Annotated in this window: 17 protein-coding genes; 8 read left to right on the top strand and 9 right to left on the bottom strand. The window is 55.8% G+C overall.

The features are described from left to right. The first annotated feature begins 44 nt into the window (after window positions 1–44). Entirely contained in the window at window positions 45–587 is a 543-nt protein-coding gene (locus NQ495_RS04030; RefSeq protein WP_009134234.1) for an HdeD family acid-resistance protein, read from the top strand. Window positions 588–798: 211 nt separating this feature from the next. Here the strand turns inward: NQ495_RS04030 and NQ495_RS04025 are convergent, their stop codons facing one another. Beyond that, window positions 799–4,506, bottom strand: a complete 3,708-nt coding sequence (locus NQ495_RS04025; RefSeq protein WP_009134235.1) for a glycosyl hydrolase — start codon at window positions 4,504–4,506, stop codon at window positions 799–801. Between the two features lie 175 nt (window positions 4,507–4,681). After that, window positions 4,682–6,220, bottom strand: coding sequence for a glutamate--tRNA ligase (gltX, locus tag NQ495_RS04020; RefSeq protein WP_009134236.1), 1,539 nt, complete (start codon window positions 6,218–6,220; stop codon window positions 4,682–4,684). A gap of 221 nt (window positions 6,221–6,441) precedes the next feature. On the opposite strand from gltX, the gene NQ495_RS04015 reads away from it, so the two are divergent. After that, window positions 6,442–7,578, top strand: a complete 1,137-nt coding sequence (locus tag NQ495_RS04015; RefSeq protein WP_050808001.1) for a sugar-transfer associated ATP-grasp domain-containing protein — start codon at window positions 6,442–6,444, stop codon at window positions 7,576–7,578. A gap of 6 nt (window positions 7,579–7,584) precedes the next feature. Here the strand turns inward: NQ495_RS04015 and ychF are convergent, their stop codons facing one another. Further along, complete coding sequence (ychF, locus tag NQ495_RS04010; protein WP_009134238.1) at window positions 7,585–8,682, bottom strand: redox-regulated ATPase YchF; 1,098 nt, start codon at window positions 8,680–8,682, stop codon at window positions 7,585–7,587. 239 nt (window positions 8,683–8,921) lie between these two features. Between ychF and NQ495_RS04005 the strand changes: the two genes are divergently transcribed. Further along, window positions 8,922–10,676: a hypothetical protein gene (locus NQ495_RS04005; protein ID WP_009134239.1), complete on the top strand. Its 1,755-nt coding sequence runs from the start codon at window positions 8,922–8,924 to the stop codon at window positions 10,674–10,676. A 24-nt stretch (window positions 10,677–10,700) separates the two neighbouring features. Then, window positions 10,701–12,128, top strand: coding sequence for a DUF5723 family protein (locus NQ495_RS04000; protein WP_009134240.1), 1,428 nt, complete (start codon window positions 10,701–10,703; stop codon window positions 12,126–12,128). A 183-nt stretch (window positions 12,129–12,311) separates the two neighbouring features. On the opposite strand, the gene NQ495_RS03995 is transcribed toward NQ495_RS04000, so the two are convergent. Next, the gene (locus NQ495_RS03995) at window positions 12,312–13,832 is read right to left on the bottom strand and encodes a carbon starvation CstA family protein (protein ID WP_009134241.1); all 1,521 of its coding nucleotides are present in this window, start codon (window positions 13,830–13,832) and stop codon (window positions 12,312–12,314) included. A 148-nt stretch (window positions 13,833–13,980) separates the two neighbouring features. Then, window positions 13,981–15,324, bottom strand: coding sequence for a sodium-dependent transporter (locus tag NQ495_RS03990; protein ID WP_009134242.1), 1,344 nt, complete (start codon window positions 15,322–15,324; stop codon window positions 13,981–13,983). Between the two features lie 120 nt (window positions 15,325–15,444). On the opposite strand from NQ495_RS03990, the gene NQ495_RS03985 reads away from it, so the two are divergent. The 3 genes from NQ495_RS03985 to NQ495_RS03975 all read left to right on the top strand — a co-directional run bounded on the left by NQ495_RS03985 (window position 15,445) and on the right by NQ495_RS03975 (window position 20,034). Further along, the gene (locus tag NQ495_RS03985; protein WP_009134243.1) at window positions 15,445–17,430 is read left to right on the top strand and encodes a peptidase U32 family protein; all 1,986 of its coding nucleotides are present in this window, start codon (window positions 15,445–15,447) and stop codon (window positions 17,428–17,430) included. Between the two features lie 14 nt (window positions 17,431–17,444). Beyond that, window positions 17,445–18,413, top strand: a complete 969-nt coding sequence (locus tag NQ495_RS03980; RefSeq protein ID WP_009134244.1) for a class I SAM-dependent methyltransferase — start codon at window positions 17,445–17,447, stop codon at window positions 18,411–18,413. A gap of 796 nt (window positions 18,414–19,209) precedes the next feature. After that, window positions 19,210–20,034, top strand: coding sequence for a hypothetical protein (locus tag NQ495_RS03975; protein ID WP_009134246.1), 825 nt, complete (start codon window positions 19,210–19,212; stop codon window positions 20,032–20,034). A gap of 6 nt (window positions 20,035–20,040) precedes the next feature. On the opposite strand, the gene NQ495_RS03970 is transcribed toward NQ495_RS03975, so the two are convergent. Continuing rightward, window positions 20,041–20,937: a bile acid:sodium symporter family protein gene (locus NQ495_RS03970; protein ID WP_009134247.1), complete on the bottom strand. Its 897-nt coding sequence runs from the start codon at window positions 20,935–20,937 to the stop codon at window positions 20,041–20,043. Between the two features lie 190 nt (window positions 20,938–21,127). Here NQ495_RS03970 and NQ495_RS03965 point away from each other — a divergent pair, with 190 nt between their 5' ends. Next, the gene (locus tag NQ495_RS03965) at window positions 21,128–21,820 is read left to right on the top strand and encodes a hypothetical protein (protein ID WP_040294525.1); all 693 of its coding nucleotides are present in this window, start codon (window positions 21,128–21,130) and stop codon (window positions 21,818–21,820) included. A gap of 23 nt (window positions 21,821–21,843) precedes the next feature. Here NQ495_RS03965 and NQ495_RS03960 read toward each other — a convergent pair whose 3' ends face one another. From NQ495_RS03960 to NQ495_RS03950, 3 genes are all read right to left on the bottom strand, one after another. Continuing rightward, the gene (locus NQ495_RS03960; RefSeq protein WP_009134249.1) at window positions 21,844–22,875 is read right to left on the bottom strand and encodes a DUF2400 domain-containing protein; all 1,032 of its coding nucleotides are present in this window, start codon (window positions 22,873–22,875) and stop codon (window positions 21,844–21,846) included. A gap of 103 nt (window positions 22,876–22,978) precedes the next feature. Further along, entirely contained in the window at window positions 22,979–23,662 is a 684-nt protein-coding gene (locus tag NQ495_RS03955) for a hypothetical protein (RefSeq protein WP_009134250.1), read from the bottom strand. A 93-nt stretch (window positions 23,663–23,755) separates the two neighbouring features. After that, window positions 23,756–24,409: an ABC transporter ATP-binding protein gene (locus tag NQ495_RS03950; RefSeq protein WP_009134251.1), complete on the bottom strand. Its 654-nt coding sequence runs from the start codon at window positions 24,407–24,409 to the stop codon at window positions 23,756–23,758. Between the last annotated feature and the right edge of the window lie 73 nt (window positions 24,410–24,482).

Here is a 24,482-nt window from a genome sequence, read left to right as displayed (position 1 = left end):
TCTTGTACGAGAGCACTCAGTATCAAAAACTAAAAACGGTTCTTATGGAAGATATTCTCAAACATTGGTGGTTATTGCTCGTGGGCGGTCTGCTGTTTTTGGTGTTGGGCTTCGTCTCTCTGGCATACCCGATGACCGCTTTGCTTTCCGTGGCGCTTTACATCGGCCTGATCGCGCTGGCGACAGGTATTATGTCTCTGGCCTTCGCTTTCTCTAATATGTCGGCCGGCGGCTGGGGCTGGCGGCTTTTCGAAGGAATTGTCGACGTACTGTTCGGTTTGGTCATGTTGATCCATCCGATGATTTCTGCTGCGCTGATTCCGGTCATTATCGGGATATGGGTCTTTATCCGGGGACTGATGTACCTGATCGACGCGCTTTCGTGGCGGCGCAACCGTTCGCGTGACTGGAGCGGCTATGCCGTAATCGGCGTACTGTTGATGGTTTTCGGCTTTTTGATGATTATCGACGAACGTTTCGGCCTGCTGCCCGTCGCTTACCTGCTGGCCGCGATTTTCCTGTTCGTCGGCTTCGCGAGCCTGATCGTCGCCTTCAGTATGCGCCGTGCGAAAAGGGAAACGGCCTGACAGGGCGCAGGCCGAACGATCGAAGGGACATTGGCGATCGTTTACGGTGCATCGATAGGGTACTGTTTGTAATTCATGAAAAATACATAAATCGAAGGGAGGCATGAATGCCTCCCTTCGATTTTGATCCGCCTCAGCGTTTTTACCCCTGTGCCTGTTGACCGTTTTCTGTTTTCAACAGGATTCGCGGAGATCCACCGACCTGCCGTATTTATTTTCCGCCGACGATCAGCCGTACCGGCCCTATCAGGCCTGCTTCCGGATCGCCTTTATAGGGGGTGGGGCTGGTCTGGTAGTGGTTGGCCAGCGTACTGTAGACCAATACTTCGATCCGGTTTTCGCCGGGGTGCAGATATGGGGTGATGTCGGCGCTGAAGGGCGAATAGATGTGGATACCAGCGTCTTTGCCGTTTACCTTGATTTCGCAGCTCGCCGACACTTTGCCCAGGTCGAGCGTCACACCGCGCGCGATCTGCTGCTCGTTCAATTCGACGGTTTTTCGGTAGTACATGCCACCCGAGTAGTAGAGCAGTGCACCGTTCTTGCTCCAGTCGCCCGCATTCATCACGCCCTTGCCGCAGATGAACCTGACCGGTTCACGGAATACGGCGGTACCGCCCGCACCCGGATCGGGAGTGATTTGCAGCGTCATTTCGCTGGTGCGCGGGAAGGTTACCGGCAACACGATTTCATACCGTCCGTCGCCTTTCGTCCGGATATTGGTCTTGGCATTGATCGCCATACCGTCCACCCAGGCTTTTTCAAGGTGTCCTGCCAGGTCGAGCCGCAGGGACGAGAGGCCGGGCACGGTTTCGAAGCGGTAGATGGTTTTTTGCGGCCGCCCGGCGTTGGGATCGAACGTGAGCCGGTTCGATCGGTACCATTTCATCGCAACGATGTCGTCGTAAGGCGTGTTTTCCTTTACAGCCGTGTCAGCGAGCGGCAGGATCACCGCCGTACTGCGCGTGCGCCGGTCGAGCAGGTCATACGGTTCTTGGTGCAGCGGCTGGTCGGTCGTGTTCGTAAAGACGAGCAGCAGCGAGTGCCAGCCTTTGCGCAGGTTGACCGTGTAACGTGTCTCGCGCTGGCCGTTCGGGCCTTCGCGCGAAACGATATCTTCCGAACGGATGTTTTCCCCGTCGATATAAATACCCTCGGGAGTGACGTTGCCGGTGATGAGGACGTAAAAATCCGTTTCAGGCGCATAGAACTGCGTACGGAAAAGCATGTTCCGTCCCTTGTCGAGGATCAGGAAGTTGTTGTCTACGCGTCCTTTCAGTCCGTGATAGCCCTGCGAACCGGGGTTGTTCTCGACCCCGTACTGCCACGAAAAGCTGTAAGGCTTCCAGTCGGCGAGCGTACCGTTGAATACCGCCGCAGCCAGTCCGTCGGCCTTTTGCGACGAGCCGTCGACGAGCACTTCCATCGGGGCTCCGAATCCGTAAGTGCCCACCGACCACGTAGAGTCGTTGTAGGCGGGTTGCATCCACGTCTTGGTTTTGCCCAATGCGCGCAGCGGTATGAAGCGGAAGCGGCGAGCCTCGGGACCGATCTTTTCATCGGTCGCAGGCAGGCGGAAATCGCCCCACTTATTGTCCAGCGTCGGTAACATCTCCACTTCCCATTCGCCCTCTACCGGGATAATCTCCTGAGGCGGTTTCTCAGTCTGTGAAACGGTATCGGACACCGGTTCACCGGGCGAGAAGACTACGAGCGACGAGCGGTTGTAGGGCGTGTCCAACCGGATGACGGTTCCTTCGCCGGTGACGCGTTTTACCGGAAGCGGCTGCATCGTCCCGTCGAAAGCGTTCCACAACTGGGCGTTCCCTTTGGCCCGGAAAAAGCAGTCGGTACCCGGTTCGACATTCATCACCATGTAAACGTCGCGGTCGTCCGTCCGGCGGTGCAGGACTTTGCCGCCTTTCGTCCCTGCACGGAAATCCGGCGTGATCGTGCGGTGGATCAGCGGCACCATGTCCTCGGTGGTATTGAGGTAAAAACCTACGCCTCCGGTCGGGTTTTTCTGGGCTTTGACCGCGATCGTTTCGGTTTGTGCGGCGGTCATCCCGAATATTTCTTTGACGATTTTGTTGACTTCCGGGTCGTTCGATCCGGCCCGGTCGCTCGCTTCGGGCAGATCGCCGATGGCCAGCACGATCCCGCCGCCGCGGTAAAAGTCCCGCAGCTTGAGCAGCGCTTCGTAGCGCAAAGCGCGAATGTCTTTGATCAGGAGTATCTTGTAGCTCTCACCGCTGACGTGCAGCGCTTTGTCTTTGATATCGGCCTTCACCAACGAGCGATTGTCGATCAGGTCGTAATCCAATCCGGCGTTGCTCAGCTCCATGATGTACGAGAAATTGTATTGATCGTCGTAGGGCTTGTCCGGTGAGAACGCCTGCAATGTCTCGGTGGGGTAGAGGATCGCGATGTCGCAGACGTGGTGGCCCTGGCTCATCAGGTAGCTGACCCGCTCGGTGTATTCGAGCCATTTTTTCATGTGCGGCCAGTAAGGCATGTGGTAATGGAAGCACGGGGGGGCCCACTCCCACCAGCCGCCGTGGGTCGAGTAGTAGAGCCCATGCATGCAGACGAGGTTGCCGCCTGCGAGGAAATGGTGGTCGATCTGTTCGGTGAGCCATTCCGTTTTGCTGCCCCAGCCCATGCTGTGGAACGCTTCGAGCCATGTGCGGGGCCGCTCGTAGAGGTGGGCGATCGAACTCGAAACCTTGGTCTGGATGAAACTGGAACCGCGTGCCGGGGCATCGTTGCCCGGTGCGGTAAACCAACTGGTCGCCCGGAAATAGTCGAGGTAGTGGAGCGGCTGTTTACCTCGCCCCATATTGTCGCAGCCGTAGATCAGTCCGCGCGAGTCGTTCCAGTCGAAGATGGGCTTGAAATAGCGCTCCTCGGCCAGTGTCATCACCACGTCGCAGTAATCGAGACGGATCTTGGCCGTGATGTCGCCGATGTCGTACTTCAGGGCTGCCAGGTAGGGAAGGATGTCGTAGCCTTTCCGGTCCCGGAACTGGGCAGGCATATCTTCGGCCCACGAAAGGATCGTGAGCGGGTAGAGGAGCTCGTCCTGGAAGAAGTAGTTCATGCCGTCGCGCCCCTTTTGGTTCATGTTCTGTTCGAAACGGTCGAAATAGACCTCGACCAGCTCTTTCCCGTTGTCGGGGTGCAGCAGGTAGTCGGGCTGCGTGGCCGTGACATAGACGGTATAGGACTTGGCCGAGGAGGGAGCTGTCCAGGTCAGTTTTCCGGCACCGGTGGTGGCGGTGAGATCGATCGGTTTCTCTTTCTGGTTGTGTTCCGGCAGGGCGACGACGCTGACCGTATGTTCGGGAAGTGTGAGGGTGAGAGTCGCTCCGGCGGCCACCGGATGGGCCGTGATGTCGAGTTTGCCCTGGTAATTTTTGTACTTTGGCTGGTTGTATACCTCATCGGGATAGTAGCCGTTCCCGTACCAGCCTACCGTATAGTCGTCCAAGCCCAGGCCCATGCCCCGATCGGCACAGGCGCCTGAAAACCAGTTCCAGAACTCCCACCAGGCCGGCGAGAAGACTTTCGGTTCGCCCGGCTCGGTGTGTCCGAACATCCCGTAGCCGCTTTTGTGTTCGACGGAGTCGATGTTGGCGTTTTTGTGGATATAGCTTACCGAAAAGCCCGATGTGGCCGATGTGGCGAGCGTATCGAGGATGTCGCTCATGCGGTCGCGCCGGAGCGTGTCGCCGTTGAGCCAGAAAAAGGGTACGTTGCCGTACCCGGCCGGGGGCGCGACGAAACCTGCGGGCAATTCCTGTGCAGTGGCGGCGGTGGGCCAGCCGTTGAACCGTTGGGTATGCTGGGCGGCGGCGGGCTGCTGGGCGGCGAACCAGAGCGCGCACAACGAGAGCAGTCGTGCGGATATTTTTCTCATAAGTCGGATGTTTCGATTGGGTTCGGGAAAATTTTGCTGGGATAAAATTAACGAATTTATCCCGAATTACGAGGCCTTTCGCTAAAATACCCGACATGGTGTGTGTGAAAAAGGCCATCCGCATTGCGATGGCCTTTTAAAGCGTTACATATTCCGGCAGCATTGTGCTTGCTGTTTAGGCATTTTCCCCTGTGCCCAGTTTGGTGAGGATGGCGTCGAGCCTGCGGAGCGTTTCGTCACGGCCGAGAATCTCACACACTTCGAACATGCTGGGTCCTGTACTTTTGCCGATGATTGCGAGTCGGAACGCATTCATCACCTGTCCGGTCGGATATTCGTTTGCCGCGATCCATTCCATTACGCTCTTTTCGGTGTTTTCCTTTCCGAAGTCCGTAACGGTTGCGAGCAGGTCGCGCAGCCCCCGGATGCGGGCCGGGTTGTCGCCTTTCCAGAACTTGGCGGCAGCCTTGGGATCGTAATCGTCCGGGGCGACGAACAGGAATGAGGTCAGCTCCCACAGTTCGCTGACGAACGTGGCGCGTTCTTTCATCAGGCCCATCACCTGTTCGACTTTCCCGTCGGAAGCCTCGATACCCTTTTCGGTCAGTACCGGGCGGAACAGGGCGGCCAGTTCCGCGTCTGATTTCTGTTTGAGGTATTGGGCATTGAACCAGCGGGCTTTTTCAGGGTTGAACCGTGCACCGCTCTTGCTTACGCGTTCCAGCGAGAAGGCCGCGATCAACTCGTCCATCGTGAACAGCTCCTGTTCCGTGCCTGGATTCCAGCCCAGCAGCGCGAGCATGTTGATGAACGCTTCCGGGAAATAGCCGTCCTCCCGGTAGCCGTGCGACACCTCTCCCTGCGGAGAGACCCAGCGCAGCGGAAAGACCGGGAATCCCATCTTATCGCCGTCGCGTTTGCTGAGCTTGCCGCCTCCGGTGGGTTTCAGCAGTAGTGGCAGGTGTGCGAAATCGGGTTGCGTTTCGCTCCAACCGAAGGCCCGGTAGAGCAGGTAGTGCAACGGCAGCGACGGCAGCCACTCTTCGCCGCGGATGACATGGGTAATTTCCATCAGGTGGTCGTCCACGATGTTGGCGAGGTGGTAAGTGGGCAGGCTGTCAGCTGATTTATAGAGTACTTTGTCGTCGAGCGTCGAGGTGTTCACCACCACGTCGCCGCGGATCAGGTCGTGCATCTCCACCTCTTCGTTTTCGGGCATTCGGAAACGGATCACCCATTGGTCGCCACGCTCGATGCGGCGCTGTACCTCGTCGGGCGGGAGGGCCAGCGAGGTGGCCAGTTTTCCGCGTACTTCGTAGTTGTAGGCGAAAGTGTTACCCGCCGCTTCGGCTTCGGCGCGGATAGCATTGAGCTCTTCGGGCGTGTCGAAAGCATAATAGGCGTTTCCCGATTCGACCAGTTGCAGGGCATATTTCAGGTATATTTCTTTCCGTTCACTTTGGCGGTAGGGGGCGTGGGGGCCTCCTTCGCTGACTCCTTCGTTAATGGTGATACCGCACCATTTGAGCGCTTCCATGATGTAAGCTTCTGCGCCCGGCACGAAACGGTGCGAGTCGGTGTCTTCGATGCGCAGGATGAAATCACCGCCTCGCTGGCGGGCGAAAAGGTAGTTGTACAGCGCCGTGCGTACGCCGCCCATATGCAGCGGGCCGGTGGGACTCGGGGCGAAGCGGACTCTTACTTTGCGTTCCATATCGGTTTTTCAGTGTTGTGTTCGGTTAATTCCGGCGAAAACGCCCTTTGGAATGTCGTTCGGCCGGTCGGCCTGCCCGGGAGCGCCGTCAAAAAACGGACACGGGCGAAGCCGTTGCAAAAATAGTAAAAAAAGCGCCAATCGCTATGATCGCGGGGATGTTGCGTTTCAGAAACATTTTTCTACATTTGTTTTGCCGGAGAAACATATTTCGACCAGCCATGTTGAAAAAATACCTCTATTTTTTTATTAAAAAGAGTTCGGAGCGTCAGCACCGGGCGTATTACCGGGATTACTACCGGGCGGAATATGCGGAATTCGAACGATGTGCGGACAAGAAAAGTCCGGCGCGGATCCGCAGGGAGATGCGCTGTTTGCAGCGCTATTGGAAAACCTATCCGTTCCAGTATATCCGTTACCGTCTCTACCGCAAGGACTGTCCGCTTTCGATGGAGCAGATGAAGGCCTATATCCCCGATTATTTTGCCTATTTCCTTTTCTATCCGCAGTCATTCAACGAACGGAACGTGCTGTGCGAAGACAAGCGGCTTTTTGCGTCGCTGTGCCGGGGGTATGGGATCAACCATCCCCGGGTGTTGTTATCCGTCAGCGATGGGGTATTGTTCGACGGAGGGGAAAATCCCTGCACGGTTGAACGGGTGTTGGCCCGGATTCAGGCTTCCGGTGTGGGCCGGCTGTTCGTCAAACCGACTTTCGGTGTGGGCGGTAAGGGAATCGAAGTGTTCGATCTGCGTGAAGGGAGGTATTTGCGCACGCCGGACGGGCGCCTTTTGGATGCGGCGTATGTGGAAGAGTTGAAAGGAGACGAGTGGATCGTCGAAGAGGGCTTGGTCCCTCATCCCGAGATGGCTGCCATTTATCCGCATGCGATCTGTACGTTTCGGATCGTTACCAGGAACGAGAAAAACAGCGTGTCGATCCTGTTCTCCCTGTTGAGGGTGGGCCAGGGCGCCATGCAGGTGGATAATGCCAGCTCCGGCGGCCTTTATATGCAGGTCGACGCCGTGACGGGCAAATTCGCTGCCCGGGCTTACGCTTTCGACGGTCGGGTCCATGAGAAGCATCCCGATACCGGTTTCGTTTTCGGGGATTATACGTTCCCGTACTGGGAGGAGTTATCCCGTTTTGTGACGCTTTCGGCCCAAAAGCTCAACAAGATTAAATACATCGGTTGGGATATCGCCTATACGCCGGACGGCCCTGTCGTGATCGAAGCCAACAACGGCCCCGGCGTCTCTATCTTGCAGGATAGCTACGGCGGACTGCGCGACGCCTTCGGCATCCGCAACCCGAAAGATTACTGGTTCGCTTCGAATTATGCGCTGAAAAACCTGTAAGACTGCTCAGACGTTGAACAGGAAGTGCATGATGTCGCCGTCCTGCACGACGTACTCTTTGCCCTCCACGGAGATTTTGCCCGCTTCCCGGCAGGCTTTTTCCGAGCCCAGTGCGGTGTAGTCGGCGTATTTGATCACCTCGGCGCGGATAAATCCCTTTTCAAAGTCGGTGTGGATAATGCCTGCCGCCTGCGGGGCTTTCATCCCTTTCGTGTAGGTCCATGCCCGGGTCTCGTCGGGACCCGTGGTAAAATAGGTTTCGAGGTTCAGCAGCGTATAGGCCGAGCGGATCAGGCGGCTGACGCCCGATTCGGTGAGTCCCGCCTCTTCGAGGAACATTTGCCGTTCTTCGTAGGTTTCCAACTCTGCAATATCGGCTTCGGTCGCCGCTGCCACGATCAGCAGTTCCGCATTTTCTTCCTTGATCGCCTCCCGTACCGCGTCTACATGGGCATTCCCGTTTACGGCGCTCTTCTCGTCGACGTTGCAGACGTAAAGCACCGGTTTGTCGGTCAGCAGGTGCAGATCCCGTACCAGTTTGCGGTCTTCCTTGTCGAGTACGACCGTGCGTGCGCTCCTGCCCTGTTCGAGGACGTTTTTGTATTGTTGGAAAATTTCGAAAAGGCGTTTGGCGGATTTTTCTCCCGTGACGGCCTGTTTCTGCACTTTCGCAATGCGGCTCTCGATCGTTTCGAGGTCCTTGAGCTGCAGTTCGGTGTCGATGATCTCTTTGTCGCGCACCGGGTCGATGGTGCCGTCCACATGCGTGATGTTATCGTTTTCGAAACAGCGCAGCACATGGATGATCGCGTCGGTTTCGCGGATATTCGCAAGGAACTTGTTGCCGAGACCCTCGCCTTTCGAAGCGCCCTTGACCAGTCCGGCGATGTCCACGATCTCGATGGTAGTCGGGATCACCTTCTTCGGATTATCGATCTTGGCGAGGTTGACCAACCGTTCGTCGGGAACGGTGATAACCCCCACATTGGGTTCGATCGTACAGAAAGGGAAGTTCGCCGCCTGTGCCTTTGCATTCGAAAGCGAGTTGAAGAGTGTCGACTTGCCGACGTTGGGCAGTCCTACGATGCCGCATTGTAGAGCCATTTCGCTGAAAATTTGGTTGGTGTTCCGGGCGACAAAGATAGTGTTTATTTTGGAAATCGGGGCCGGACGACCCGCGTAAACGTTCGGGAGGAACGGGGGAGGGCGCGGGTTGGACGAAAATAAATTACAACAAGATCGGAATTAACCTGATTTTTTGACTATTTTTGAGCGCATTTGGGATAATAAATGCGACGAATGTACCAATTTGTATATCCCCTGAATTCCCAATAAACCCGAATATGATTTACCGATACGGATATTTGCGCCGGGAGGCTTTGGCGTTGCTGTGCTGCGGTGTTGCGGTTTGTCTCGTCACGGCGACCGGATGTGTGGACCATCGCTATGACCTGAAAGGTGATCTGGACCTGAGTGTCGGTGTCGGAGGCAAAGAGCTGACGATTCCGGTCGGGGAGACCGAGAAGATTACGCTCGAAAAGTTGATAGGTTCCGATGAAGATGACCTTACGGTTATGCCGGATGGCACCTATGCGTTGCTCAAACGTGACGACGTGCAGATGGATGTAGCGGGGATCGTTCCGGTGACTTTCAGGACTCACCCTTTCGCATTGTCTGAAATCCGGCCGGATTTCGGAACGGGCGTGTTGCCGCCGTCCGGTTCGGGAACGCCCGGAACCGGCGAATTGCCCGCCGCACCGATTGCGAGCCGGGGCGATGTGAAGATCAGCGCCGATATTCCGGATGAGGTGAAATCTGTCGGCAGGGTGACGTTTTCCGCCCCGGTCGAAGCGCGGGTCGTGTTCGATGTTTCGGGGGTGTCGGGCGTGGTAAACCGGATGCGTTTCGAAAACTTGCGGGTCACTTTTCCTCCTTATATCGTCCTGGCCGGCGGAGGACATGAATTGGTGATCAACGATGAGTTTGCGGCGGCAGGTGGATATGTTTGCAGCGTTGGGATTACAGCAATGGTTTTCGATCCGCTGCTGGTAACCGACGGTACTGTACAGCTGGACGATCCCGTCGAGTTGTCGGGCAGTTTGCGCATTACGGATATAGCGCCCGGCGGCGGTGATCTGACCGGTGTCGTGCTCCAGCCCGCGCTGACGATCGGCGATATGCAAGTCAAACTCGTCGAAGGGCATGTGGAACCGGAGTTGCCGCATGTGCAGCAGTGGCTCGGATTGCAGGATATTCCCGCTTTCCTGCGCGAGGCGGGAACCGTGCTCGACGTGAATCCTTATATCAACCTGGGGGTCGCCAATCCGCTGGGGATGCAGGTCGATGTCTTCCTGGGGCTGATGCCGATGGTCGGTAACCAGGAAAATCCGGCCGGAAGCAGTAATGTGGCGATGCGCGTCCGGGAGGCCGGGACGCCCGGAGGGGCTGTTTTATCGGTATTCCGTATAGCCAAAGATGCTTCGGTCATGCCCGACGGATACATGTTCGTCGAGGCGCCGAACCTGCCTGCCTTGATCCGGACGGTACCCGATTCGATCCTGCTGGATGTGCAGCCCGCTCTTGTCCCCGGGACTCTGCAGCGGGTCGACCTGACGGTGCCTGCTTACCAGATCCGGATCGATTATGAACTTTGCGTGCCGATGACCTTCGGGCCGCAGTTGTCGATCCTGTACCGCGACACGGTGGATAATCTGGCCAAGGATATCCGGGATTTCGTGGACAAGGTTCAGGAAATTAAGATATTGGCTACCGTGGACAATACGGTGCCGCTCACCTTGCAGGCTGCCGCGATTGCCGTGGACGGTCAGAAGCAGCCGTTGCAGGGCGTCGAGGTGTCCGCTCCCGGGACGATAGCCCCGGGAGACGGCGGCGATACGCCTGTGTCATCGTCGTTCGATGTGGTGATCCGTGAAACGCAGGCAGGAGCGCTGGCCCGGCTCGACGGGTTGATTTTGGAAATTACCGCCGGGAACAACGAGGCCTCGGCAGGTATTCCGGCGACGCCGCGGCAGTATGTACAGGTGCGGATGAAACTGCGGGTACCGGGTGGACTGATCATGGATTTGGATGATCTTTAATGGAGTTGCCGAATGAAAAGACGAATGAACAATAGAATACTCCGTACGTTTTTGTGCGGGGCCTGCCTGATGGGATGCGCCGTCGTGCCGTTTCTGGCTCCGGCCCAGACGCTCCGTACCTCCTATTTCCTCGAAAGCATGCCGATGCGGCACCGGCTGAACCCCGCACTGGTGAGCGACCGAGGCTATATCAGCATACCTGCGATCGGCAATATCAACGTGGCTACCCAGTCGAACGTAGGGCTGACCGCCTTCCTGTATCCGCTGCCCGACGGACGGCTGACTACTTTTATGAACCCGATCGTTTCGGCCGAAACGTTCCTCGGCCGGATCAAGAACCGCAACGCGGTACAAGTCGATGCCGACGTGTCGCTGCTCTCCTCGGCTTTTTATGCGTGGAGCGGTTTCAATACGATCGATATCGCCGTGCGGTCGAGCTCGGATATCGACTTGCCCGGCAGCCTGTTCCGTTTTATGAAACTGGGAATGGACGCCCCCGAAGGGAGCTCCTATCAGATGCGCGACCTGATGTTGCAGACCGATAATTATGTCGAGATCGGATTGGGGCATGCCCATCCGGTAAACGACCGCCTGACATTGGGAGGAAAGCTGAAAGTACTGCTCGGGGCCGGCAGCGCACGGACGCACATCGACCGGATGAATGTGGTCATGAACCAGAACAAATGGGAGGTCGACGCACAGGGGTATTTCGACTTGTCGGCCGCCGGCGCGTCGTTCGAGACGAAGTCCGACGGCGAAATCAATAAACTCGATTACCGCAATCCCGGAGTAGGGGGCTGGGGACTGGCCATCGATCTGGGGATGAGTTACGAATTGGTGGAGGATCACCTCACGCTGTCGGCCGGGGTAAACGACCTGGGTTTCCTGTCGTGGTTCAAGAACCTGCGCGGGACAATGCAGAACGAACCGTTTATATTCGACGGTTTCAGTAATATCGTTGTGGACGATCCCAACAATCCGGGCTCGTTCAAAGAGCAGTGGAACAGGCTTAAGGACGACCTGCGCGATCTGTTCCGTTTTTATGACACTCCGGCGCCAGAGCATCTTACGCGCATGCTGCACCCTACGGTGAATGTCGGGCTCGAATACGCCGTCCTCGACCGGAAAATCTCATTCGGTCTGCTTTCGACGACACGTTTTTATATGCCCCGGGTCTGGACCGAAGGAATGTTGTCGGCCAATTTCCGTCCCTGCCGCTGGTTCAATGCGACGGTGACCGGTTCGGCGACCAATTACGGGCTCGGGTGGGGCTGGCTCCTGAACTTTACACCCAAAGGCGTGACGCTCTTTTTCGGCTCCGACTACATGGTCACCCGCGTGACCCCGCAGTGGATCCCGACGGGCCGGGCGACAGCCAGCTTCAACCTGGGCATGAACATCCCCATCGGCAGGCGGCACGACCTCGATTTTCAACCGGTTTATTACCGCTGAGTTTACATGTGGTGCGAACAGCGTGAGTTACCGTTAGGGAGCGGCGGTTGCTTCTGTTCTGTTGAACGGAAGGTCCCGGTCTCCAGGCAAAGTGTCCATGCTGTTGCACGGAAAATCCCGGGACCGTGCGGTGTGTTCATGCTGTAGGATCGGTTTGGCACTATCGGTTTGATCCGGGACGGATTACCGAATGGGGAGCTCCGATCCGTTCCTGTTGTCGACAGGGGAATCTTCATGCTCCTTATCCTCTTCATCCCCTTCATCCCCTTCGTTTTCCGGGAAGATGTCGTTGCACCGCCGAATCCGGTAGCGGAAGAACAGGATCGTGATGAACGCATTGATTGCGTTGGCAATTCCGAATCCGGTCCAATAAGGCAGCAGCAGCCCTTCGGGGGCGATCAGGATATAGAGCGTTACCACTTGCGTCATAAAGATCGACGGCAGTAGGGCGATCCAAAAATTCTTATGCCGGACGGTCAGATAAACCGTGATCGTCCATAGCGTCACGGCCGCGAGGGTCTGGTTGACCCAGGCGAAGTATTGCCAGATGACGCCGAAATTCATCAGCGTAATCGCGAACCCCACGACGAACAGCGGAATGCTGATGTAAAGCCGCCGCCGGATCGCACGTTGCTCGAGGTGCAGGAAATCTGCGGCGATCAGCCGGGCGCTTCGGAAGGCCGAATCCCCGCTGGTGATCGGTGCGACGACCACGCCCAGCAGAGCCAGTACGGCGCCGAATTTGCCGAGCGTCGTGCGGGTGATTTCATTGACGGCCCATGCCGCATTGTCGCCGTGTTCCGCGAGCGTCGTGTTCAACTCTTCCGGTCCGCCCCAGAAGGCCATACCTGCTGCGGCCCAGACCAGTGCGATCAGCGATTCGGAGATCATGGCGCCGAAAAAGACCGGTTTGCCTTGTTGCTCATTTTGCAGGCAACGCGCCATAAGCGGCGACTGGGTGGCGTGAAAACCCGATACGGCTCCGCATGCGATGGTAATGAACAGCGTGGGAAAAATCGGGAAACGCGCGGCGTCGGTTTTGAAATTATGCCAGTTCCCGGCCGATAGTTCCGGGATTGTATAAGCGTCGAAAAGCAGAACGTAAAGGATTCCGAGAGCCATGAAAAAGAGCGCGGCCCCGAAAAGGGGATAAATGCGTCCGATGATCTTGTCGATCGGGAGCAATGTGGCCAGGATATAATAGAGCAGGATGATCCAGATCCAGGTGCTTTGGTTCATTCCGGTCATGCCTTGCAAGATCCCCGCCGGTCCGACCAGAAAGACGGCACCGACCAGTACCATCAACAGCAGGGTGACTGCGCGCATCGACTGTTTCATCACAGGACCGAGGTAGCGGCCGACGATTTCAGGCAGGCTCAGGCCGCCCATTTTCATCGAGATCATACCTGATACGTAGTCGTGCAGACCGCCGATCAGGATGCCTCCCAACGTAATCCACAGGAAGGCTACCGGTCCGTACATCGCACCGAGCAGCGCGCCGAAAATGGGGCCCAGTCCGGCGATGTTCAGCAACTGGATCAGAAAGGTTTTCCATTTCGGGAGCGGCAGGTAATCTACGCCGTCATAACGGCTCCTGCAGGGCGGTTCGCGGTCGGGATCGGCGCCGATTGTCCGTTCGAGGTAGCGGCCGTAAATAAAGTAGGCTCCCACGAGTACGGCGAAGCAGATTAGAAAGGTGATCATCTTGATTCGGGTCGGTTAGGTTTCGGAACACACGTGTTCCGGACGTGGTTACGGGTTTTTATAACAGCTGTCGGGACTATATTGTAATCCGGATTCGAAGCCGGTTCCGGCGGCAGGCGGTTTCCCAGCCCGGATTTTCATTGCGGGTTTACAGGATTCCGATCTGCGTGAGGAACAGCAGTGTGATGACCACCGGAACGACGAACCGGATCAGCAGGCGGATGGCCGGATAGCACCACAGGTTTACGGTCAGGTTGTTGGTCAGCTCGTTGCGCAGTTTTTCGGGCGAAAATACCCAACCCGTAAAAATCACGATCAGCAGGCCGCCCAGCGGCATGAGGACGTTCGAACTGAGGTAGTCGCACAGGTCGAACAGGTTCATGCTGCCGATGTGTAGCGAGGAGCCGGGACGCTGCGACAGCGCGCAGAGGGAACCCGTTACCAGGATCGTGACCAGTACGCCGACTACGGCTTTCGGCCGGCTCATCCGCAACTCTTCGGTCAGGTAGGCGGCAATGACTTCGAACATCGAGATCGACGAGGTGATTGCGGCGAGGAACAGCAGTACGAAGAATACGATCGCGATCCAGTAGCCGCCGGGCATCTGCGCGAAAATATTCGGCAGCGTCAGGAAAACCAGTTCCGGACCCGAGGTGGGGCTGATGCCGAACGAAAAAACCGCCGGGAAAATGGCGATACCCGACAGGATTGCGACCGACATATCCGACAGGGCCACCATCGATGCCACTTTCGGCAGGTTTTCGCCTTTGCGGATGTAGGAGCCGTAGGTGATCATGCAGCCCAACCCGAGGCTCATCGAGAAAAACGACTGGCCCATCGCCTTGAGGATCGTCGCGCCGGTAATCTTGCTGAAATCGGGACGCAGCAGGAAGCCTATCCCTTCGCGCGCGCCGGGCAGCGTCAGGGAGTTGATGGCCAGCGCGGCGAGCAGGACGATAAAGACCGGCATGAAAATCTTGGTATAGCGTTCGATTCCTTTTTCGATTCCGGACCAGACGATGAAGGCCGTTGACAGCATGAAAACGCCCATCCACACCACCGGCCGCCATCCGCTGGCGATAAAACCGTTGAAATTTTCACTGATTTGCGCCGCGCTTTTACCTGCGAACTCGTTGAGGACCGATTCTTTGATGAATTCGAGCGCCCAGCCGGCAATGACGCAATAGAACGACAGCAGGATAAAGGCGCAGAAGATACCCATATAGCCCACATAGTTCCAACGGGTGCCCGGGGCGAGCTTCTGGAACGCACGTTTGGTGTTGCGCTTCGAACTGCGGCCGAGGCTGAATTCCGAGAGCATCAGCGGGATCGAAATCAGGAAGCTGCACGCGATATAGATCAGGATGAACGCTGCGCCGCCGTTCTCGCCGGCCACGTAAGGGAATCTCCAGATGTTGCCCAGACCGATAACCGATCCGCTCACTGCGGCGATGACGCCGAACCTGCTTCCGAATGATCCCCTGCTGCCCATAATGATGTCCGTACGGTTTAGATGTCGCGCGCCGTGGCGGCGGTCTGTGCAAATTTCGCTACCTTTGTGTGCTGTAAATATGCAAAATTAGGTATTTTTCCCTGATATTCCTTCCGAACGATGTCCGAAATGTCGTCCCGCAAGTTGCGAACCATCGAGTTGTTAGCCCCTGCCAAGAATTATGAACAGGGACGTGCGGCTATTTTGTGCGGTGCCGATGCGCTGTACGTGGGCGCACCGCGTTTCGGCGCGCGTTCGGCGGCGGGTGTTCCCGAGGAGGAGATCGTCCGGTTGTGTGACCTCGCCCATCGTTTCGGAGCGAAGGTCTATGTGGCGATGAACACGCTGCTTTATGAACAGGAATTGGCCGATGCGGAGCGTATCGCATGCCGGATGTGGAATGCGGGAGCCGATGCGTTGATCGTGCAGGATATGGCCTTCCTTCGGATGGAGTTGCCTCCGGTCGAATTGCATGCTTCGACGCAGGTGTGCAATACCGATCCGCAGCGCGTTCGTTTCCTCTCCGAAGCGGGTTTTACGCGTGTGATTCTGGAGCGCGCACTGTCGCTCGGGGAGATCGGCCGGCTTTCCCGGGCCGCCGATGTCGAGATCGAGACGTTCGTGCATGGAGCGATTTGCGTTTCGTACAGCGGGCGTTGTTACATGAGCCGTACGATGGGGCCGCGCAGCGGGAACCGCGGCGATTGTTCGCAGTCGTGCCGGCTGCCTTACGATTTGCTCGACGAACGGATGCGGCCGCTGGAACGGAACCGTCACCTGCTTTCGCTGCAGGATATGAACGCGACCGGACAAATTGAAGAGTTGATCGGGGCCGGCGTTACGTCGTTCAAGATCGAGGGGCGTCTCAAGGATGAGAATTATGTCCGTAATGTGGTCGGCTGGTACCGTCGTAAGCTGGACGGGATACTGGCCCGGCGCGATGACCTGCGCCGGGCGTCGGAGGGTATCTCCACCTTGGAATTCGAGCCGAACCCGGCGAAGAGCTTTTCCCGGGGGGCGACCGCTTATTTCCTCGGGGGAGTACACGGCGGAGTAGCTTCGTTCGATACGCCGAAGGCGTTCGGGGAGCCGCTCGGGAAGGTCATTGACGTGCGACGGGACAGTTTCCGGTTACCGTCCCGGACGGCTTTGTCCGCCGGTGACGGGATTTGCTTTGTGACGGTTTCGGGTGCCCCGGGCGGGACGAACATCAACCGTACGGACGGGGAGTGGGTGTGGCCCAACCGGATGGACGGCATTGTACCCGGTATGGAACTCTATCGCAATTACGACCATTTGTTCGTTTCGGCAGTGGGCCGCAGCCGCCTGCGTCGCACCATTCCGGTGACGGCTTCGGTCAGGGTAGGCCCTTCGGAGGCGGAACTGGCGCTTTCCGACGGACGGATGCAGGTCACCGTAGCCAGACACGGGGAATTCGCTCCGGCCCGGCAACCCGACCAGGCATTGCAGGCGCTCCGGACGCAACTCGCCAAAACCGGCGATACGATTTATGATGTGGTTTCGGTAGAGGTGGATCAGGATACTGTCCGTTTTGTTCCGATTTCACTGCTCAATGAACTGCGCCGTGAGGCGGTGGCCCGGCTCGACGGGATGCGACTGCAAACCTTCCCGCGGCGTGAACGGCGTTCCGAACATCGGGAAGTGCTGTTTCCGGCAGAGGTGTTGACCGGGGAGGAGAATGTGGTCAATTCGCTTGCCGAGCGTTTCTACCGCGAGCATGGGGTGACCCGCATCGAACCGGGATACGATCTGCGCCGCGATTTTCGGGATCTTTCCGTGATGCGGATGCGCTATTGCCTGCGCCGGGAAATGGGAACATGCCTGAAAGAGCATCCGGCCTATAAAGGAAAACTGTATCTGCGGCATGAACAGCACCTTTATGAATTGCAGTTCGATTGTACCCGCTGCATGATGACTGTCGTTTACCGGGGAATCTCTCCGGGATCGGACCCGGTTGCGGAGGAGGCTGCGACTCCGGTTGCCGGTCACGGTGGGGCTGGTGTCCGGATCGTACCGGTTGCACCGTCCGCTGTTCAAGTCCCGGGAACGCGGCGGATGAGACGAACGGGAAAGAAAAAAAGATAAAAAAAGATAAAATTATGGATGTCGGACTGTTGATTCCGGAGGGATGGAACGATTACGAACTGGTAGACTGCGGCGGTTTCGAAAAACTGGAGCGTTTCGGCCGCTATTTGGTTGCGCGTCCCGAACCGCAGGCCGTATGGGACAAATCGCTCGGTGATAAAGAGTGGCTCCGCCGGGCGGACGCCTATTTCCGGCGGGATCCGCGCGGTGGAGATCGGGGCGGTGAACGCGGCGAATGGACGCTCCGCGACGGGATGCCGCAGCAGTGGTGGATCGGCTATCGCAGTGACGCGATGGATTTGAAATTGCGGCTCGGCCTCACTGCCTTCAAACATGTGGGTATCTTTCCCGAGCAGGCTGCAAATTGGGAATTCATTGCGGGACAAGTGCACAGGGTTGCGGAAACATCTGCCGGAAATGGAAACCCGGGGTCGGCGGTCGCTGTCGCGGGACGGCCGGGTGAAAACGTTTCCGGCGCCGTGCAGGTGCTGAACCTGTTTGCATATACGGGCGGCGCGACGCTAGCTGCCGGCAGTGCCGGAGCATCGGTGACGCATGTCGATTCGGTGAAACCGGTCGTGTCGTGGGCCCGCGAAAATATGGAGGCGTCGGGACTCGACGGAGTGCGTTGGATTGTCGACGATGCGTTGAAATTTGCCCGGCGGGAGGTGAAGCGGGGCCGCAAATACAGCGGGATCATCCTCGATCCGCCCGCCTACGGACGCGGACCGGACGGCGAGAAGTGGATTCTGGAGGAGAATCTCAACGAATTGTTGCGCCTGTGCGGAGAATTGCTCGATCCGGAGCACGGTTTTCTGGTATTGAACCTCTATTCGATGGGGTTGTCGGCGTTGCTGGCCCGCACGGCTGTCCGCCAATTGGTCGGTGATTTTACCGGGGAACAATTCGGTGAACTCTATTTCAACGACTCTTTCGGCAAGGCTCTTCCTCTGGGGGTTTATTACCGCTGTTGGAGGGGGTAAGTATTAAAATTAAAAAAAAAACATTGTTTTTATTTTTGATTTGTTAATTATTATTGTTAACATTATAAAAATATATAATATCAATAATATTTATAACTAATCTTATTGTTTGATCAGGTGCTATAGGTTGTCAATGCAGCCATTGGTAGTGTTGAGTAGATATATGGATAGGATTTGATAGGTTTTATCAACCATATTGTCTCACTAAAATTATTGCACCATGGGAAAACTATTCTTCTTTGTCTTGTGTGCATGTGCGATAGCCGCATGCGAGAACTCCGAAATGATTGCTACCCAAGAGGTTGCGGATCAGTAACTTTCTTTTCAAACGAAAACCAGCCAGATGCTGTCTCTTGACGAGGCAAATCGAGTCGCTTTCAATTACCTCACTTTTGAAGTGAATCGGTATGTACTCAATTTAAAGCGTGAACAAGCTTTGGGTTTGGGTATCTCAAACGAGTTTTACGACAAAATGCAGAAAGATGTGCGTGAAACGAATCAGTTTTTGAACGCTTATATTTTACAATGAATGTTCCGGTTGATGCCACAAACATCCAATTCAATGTTTATACCCATTCCGTAATCGGGTGGGGACAAGTTACTATGTCGAATGGGTACGGTTATGCCAGTAATACTGCATTCCAACTGTTCGGATGGGGAGGCGAATGTAATGTGGCGCCTCCTGTGAGCGGAGTCCCATATCAGGTTTCCATTCAGGTTTCGAGCGGAGACGGAGGTTCTTATTCATATTATTTCGTGATTGATTCAACCAGACCAACACATTACAATTTAGGCTATGAATAAAAATACTTTACATTTTCTTATCTGGTTGGTTTTACTAACCGCAGCGGTTGCCTGGATATGGTGGCGGATTCCCGTGGCCGTAGCTCCCGGTGACGGGGGATTCAAGGGATACTTGTTGTTGCATCAACTTGTATACCTGTTGTTTGTATTGACGCCTTTACTGGCAGTTTTGATTACGGAGAAATGGAGACTGAAGCAGATCATTCGGCAATATCGCCTGACTTTGTGCGGGATCGATGTGAAAAAAGCGGTTTTCTATTCGGTGTTTACGGCTATTGCGTTCCCAGTTCTGATCGTCGCTCTCGTGCTGTTTTTTGCTAACGTGTTGGGTGTGTCAGGGGCGGGCAAGATCGTTCCCCAAAATTGGACGACTCTCCTCATTGCCTTTGTGTGGGCAATTACCGTGGGATGGTTAGGCGCATTGCCGGGTGAGATTGCGTGGCGGGGATTCTTGGAGCACAATGTGACCGTCACGCGTTTCGGAAAATACTGTTTTATCGGCTTGGTATGGGGCGTGTGGAATCTTCCTGTCGTGGCATTCGTTGCGGCCGGGCAGTCGATGGGCGAAAGAATTGCGTATATGGGATGTGTGTTGCTGATGTGTGTGATCTGTTCTTTTTATTATGCTTCGGCGCTGCACCGCACCCGCACGCTTTTTGTCCCGGCCTTGTTGCAGGGATTGATTTTTTCGTCGTTGGCTTTCTATACGATAGGTGGCGGTGATATTTTCTGGAACGGAAGATTCGGAGTGCTGGGATGCTTAGGGGTCCTGATTATTTACGGAATCACACACGCCTGGAGCAGGAAACGGCAATAGCTGTTTTCAGCCTTTGTCGCGCCGCCGGAGCCACAACTGGTAGGAATTCACGATGTTCTGCCACACCACATAAAAAGCGGGGGCGACCGATGAAACGGGATTGAGGTAGGTCTGTGCCATCCAGATCGCAAGGATCGTGTTTTTCTGTCCGAGACCCTGCGCTCCGGCGACTTTGTCGCGGAAACGGCGCCCGATCCTGCGTCCGGTGATGAACTGCAAACCGCATACGACCAGCGCAAGCAGCGCCATTATCGTTTCGATCCGGTAATTCGATGCATCCTGCCGCATCAGGAACGAGACCGTGTTGCCGGTTACGGTGGCCAGTGCGACGGACCACATGTAGAACGAAAGTTCCTGCCGTTTTTTGATTTCGTGGTGCACACGGGGAAGAAACCTTCTCAACAGCATGGCCAAAACGAACGGCAGGATCAGTAAGGGGATCATCTGACGGCAGATGATCCCGAAGGAGTGTCCGAACGGCATCGAAACGTGTTCGCCGATAAACGAGAATATCAAGGGGGATAGTACAGCGACGCAGAGATTGCTCAGCAGACTGAAGGTGGCCAGCGAGGCGACGTTCCCGCCCAGCATGCCGGTGATGACCGCGGCCGAAGTGGCCGTAGGGGCCAGTACGCAGATGAAGATTCCTTGCGCCACCAATGGGTCGTAGAAGCTCAGCGCGGTATAAATTCCGAGACCGCCGATAATTTGGATCAGGATCAGAAACAGGTGCAACGGCTTGATCCGTATGCGCGTGAGCGATATTTTGCAGTAAGGGACCAGCAGCATGCAGAAGATCAGGTAGGGAATAACGGGGGCCAGTTGCGAGAAAAACGGGTAGAACAGCCCGCCGGTGATCATCGCGATAGGCAGCATCCAGTTCTTGAACTGTTGCAATACCATGCTTGGTATGTTATGTAGATATTCTACCACTATTCCCCCCTGTTTCAGAAGCCCGTAAATTAACGGACGATTCTGCTCAAATCAAAATATTTTTACATAATAGCATAAGAAATTATTTACTTTTTTGATGATTAAAAAATTTCTTTGTGTATATACGTGCGTTCCATTGGCAGGATTGAATAATTTAGATATGAGAAATTTTAATAATATAAGGGTATATCTATTTGTCGCATTTTTCATCGGTATTTTGCTGTTAGTCACGGCTTGTGTGCTGTTTCAGCAGGAAATTATTTCAAATGAATCGACAAGTATCGGATTATGGACTCGCTGTATGGATATAGGGAGCGGAATTATCTCATTTTCTTTTGGGTGTCTTTGTTTTCTTTTCTTTTTGAACGTAAAAACATTACAGGATTTGAAATCTGTCAAGACTAAAAATAAAACAGTTTTATGGATGCTTGCCAATGGAATGGCGCTTTTGATGATTCCAGCTACGGGATGGTACTATTTATTCAGGGCCATGCGAGGTGATTATCTGCCTAGCGCCGATTCCATTGGAATTCCGATTGCTATTCAAAGTCATACGGTCCTGTTATTCTTGTTGCCGCTAAATGTATTCGTGCTGTTGTCTTTGATGCGTAGTTCGTTACCTGCACCTATGTTTCAACCAAAACCCTGTCTGAAAGGTAAAAATAAATTAGAACTCTGGTTTTGGGATATTGTAATCGGTGTATTGCTGGCGTTGGCTGTTGTTGTGTTGATCCTGCTCGTGATTGATGGAGACCATATAATGATTGTACTCATGATGGGATTCATTTATCTGCTCCTCTCTTTGCGCGCCGGTAAGGTCAATTATCAACGGAAAATCGTTTCTGAGAAATGATTTTCCGATTGTTTGTGTAACTCTCAGTTTTTCACCGGTTTTAATTTTCCGTCCATTCCGGCGCCGAAGAGAGCGTAGTCGTATTTGACCGGGTCGGCGCGATCGAAGCGGCGTAGCGAGGCGGTGACCTCTTCGACGGCGCGCCAGTCGTTCTGTTTTCGTGCGAGCAGTCCCAATGCGCGCGCTACATTGGAAGTATGTACGTCGAGCGGCAGGTAGAGCGCCGAGGCGGGAATCCCGGGCCAAAGTCCGAAATCTACGCCCCGGTCGTCACGGCGCACCATCCAGCGCAGGAACATGTTGAGCCGTTTACAGCTCGCACCGCGGTCGATCGAAGCCAGGTGTTTTTCGGCACGGGTGCGGTGTTCGTTCTGCCAAAACGCCGTACGAAAGCGCGATAAAACGATCCGCATATCGCCGCAGGCAGCGTATTCCCGTTCGAAAAAGCCGCCGAGTCCCGAACGGGGTTCCGTTCGTTGCGATTGTGGTGTGGCGCCCGCAGCGTCCATCACGGGTTCGGCGGGCAATCCGATGGGAGAGAGTGCAGGTCGTGAAATGCCTGCAGGATGATGCGCCGAACCGGAATGAGCGTAGAACGGCCGGAGTGCCCGGATGAAATCGATGCAGTCGCCGTCGTTGAAAGTGCGGTGGACGAATCCCGCCAGCGCGCCCAACTCGCGTTCCGATGCGTTGAGGACAAAATCATACGGAGCCCGGTCCATCCGTTCCATCAGCCGCCGGCCGTTGGTGACGATCATCGGGCGTTTACCCCAGGCGATCGTGGCTGCGAGAAAGCCGCTGATCTCGATATCCTCGCGCGAGGTATAGTCGTGCGGGATCGCTACGGGGTCGTCGGCGACGAATGCCGTACAGTTGTAGCGGTCGTGCAGGAATTCGAGCAGCTCGTGCAGCTCTGCGTTATCCGGACGGCATGTGGCTGCGGATTCCTTTTGCATTTCGGTTGCGGCGGGGGTTGTCCGGGAACATTGCGGCCGGTCGGGAGTAGCCTTCGTTTCGGTGGAAAATGCGTTGGTTTTGGCTGCAGGGCGTGTCATATTGAAACCGTGTTTAATGACGAAAGCGGCGGTTTACGGTAAATAGAAACTCCCGGAGCGTCGTGCGCCGGGAGTCGTTTAGGGAACGTGCCGCACCGGCGGCTTATTGCGCACTGAGGATCGACAGGTCGCGAATGACGCAGGCGGCCGGATGACCTGCCAGCCCGCGCAGCCGGATGCCGAGATGACCGCCCGGGAGAATATTCGGATCGGTACACTGTACCACGGTCTTGCCGTCCACTTTGAGCCATACGAGTTTGCCGACGCGGCCCACTTCCACGTCGTAATAGACTCCGGGAATCATCTCGTCCTTGTCGGCGATGGCCAGTTGCCCCGCTTTCGGATTTTTGCTGATGAACGGTGCGGTGGCGTGCGGGGAGTTGCGGAAAGCGATGAAGTAGTCCTCTTTGTTTAGGATCGGGCCCATGCTGCCGTCGTATCCGTCGGGGAATGTGAGCTCCAGCGACTCGCCCTCGTCGGACATGCACAGCAGGTTGACCAGTACGGTCGCGGCATTCAGCGGCATGACCTTATAGCGCATCACTACGTCGCCTTTGTAGCTCAAGGGCGAATACAATCCTACACCCAGCGAGTTTTCGCCTTCCTGCAGGCAGATCTGCCGGCCCGATTCGTCGTATACTTTGCCGATGCCGTTGAACGTCCATTTGAGCAGTTCGGCGTTCGATACTTTGGTCTCTTTGAGCGCAGCGGGTACGGTGGGAGAGGGTTGCGCCCATGCGGTGGTTACCAGTAAAAGAAGCAGAGAGAAGATTCCTGTTTTTTTCATGTGGTTTTATGGATTAAGTGAATAAGATTCGAATTGCAGGTTCGCCGGAGCTCCGGGGTGAATCGGGGTGGCGGCGGAAAGCGGGGGGGCGGTTCAGGGGCGGATCCACCCGTCGACCATCATGATCTCCCGGTCGGACATCCGGGCCAGTTGTTCGTCGTGTGTGACGATTACGACCGTCTGTCCCAGCGTGTCGCGCAGTGTGAAGAAGAGTTTGTGTATCTCCTCTTTGTTTTTCGTGTCGAGATTGCCCGAGGGTTCGTCGGCCAGCAGTACGGCAGGTGAATTGATCAGTGCACGCGCGATGGCGACGCGTTGCTGTTCCCCGCCCGAGAGTTCTGCGGGTTTGTGTTCGGTGCGGTGCTCCATGCCAAGCATTTCGAGCAGTTCGCGGGCCTGCCGTTCGACGTCCGTCCGGTCGCGTCGTGCGATATAGCCCGGGATGCAGACGTTCTCCATCGCGGTAAATTCGGGCAGCAGGTGGTGGAACTGGAATACGAAGCCGATCTTCGTGTTGCGGAATTTCGAAATTTGTTTGTCCGAAAGCATCTGTACCGGCGTGCCGTCGATCATCACTTCGCCCGAAGTGGGGCGGCTCAGCGTACCCAGGATTTGCAGCAGCGTCGTTTTCCCCGCACCGCTCGGTCCTACGATGGAAACCACCTCGCCTTTGTCTATACGTAAGTCGATGCCCTTGAGGACTTCGAGCGTCCCGAAACTTTTGTGTACGTCTTTGGTCTCGATCATGGGGAATTGCATTAGGGTGAGTTGAGCCGGGGTAGATCCAGTAAGCGTAACGGCTAAACAAAACCGTTCGGCC

The sequence above is a fragment of the Alistipes indistinctus YIT 12060 genome (genome assembly GCF_025144995.1).
GTDB lineage: Bacteria > Bacteroidota > Bacteroidia > Bacteroidales > Rikenellaceae > Alistipes_A > Alistipes_A indistinctus.
This window is presented reverse-complemented; position numbering and strand designations above follow the sequence as displayed.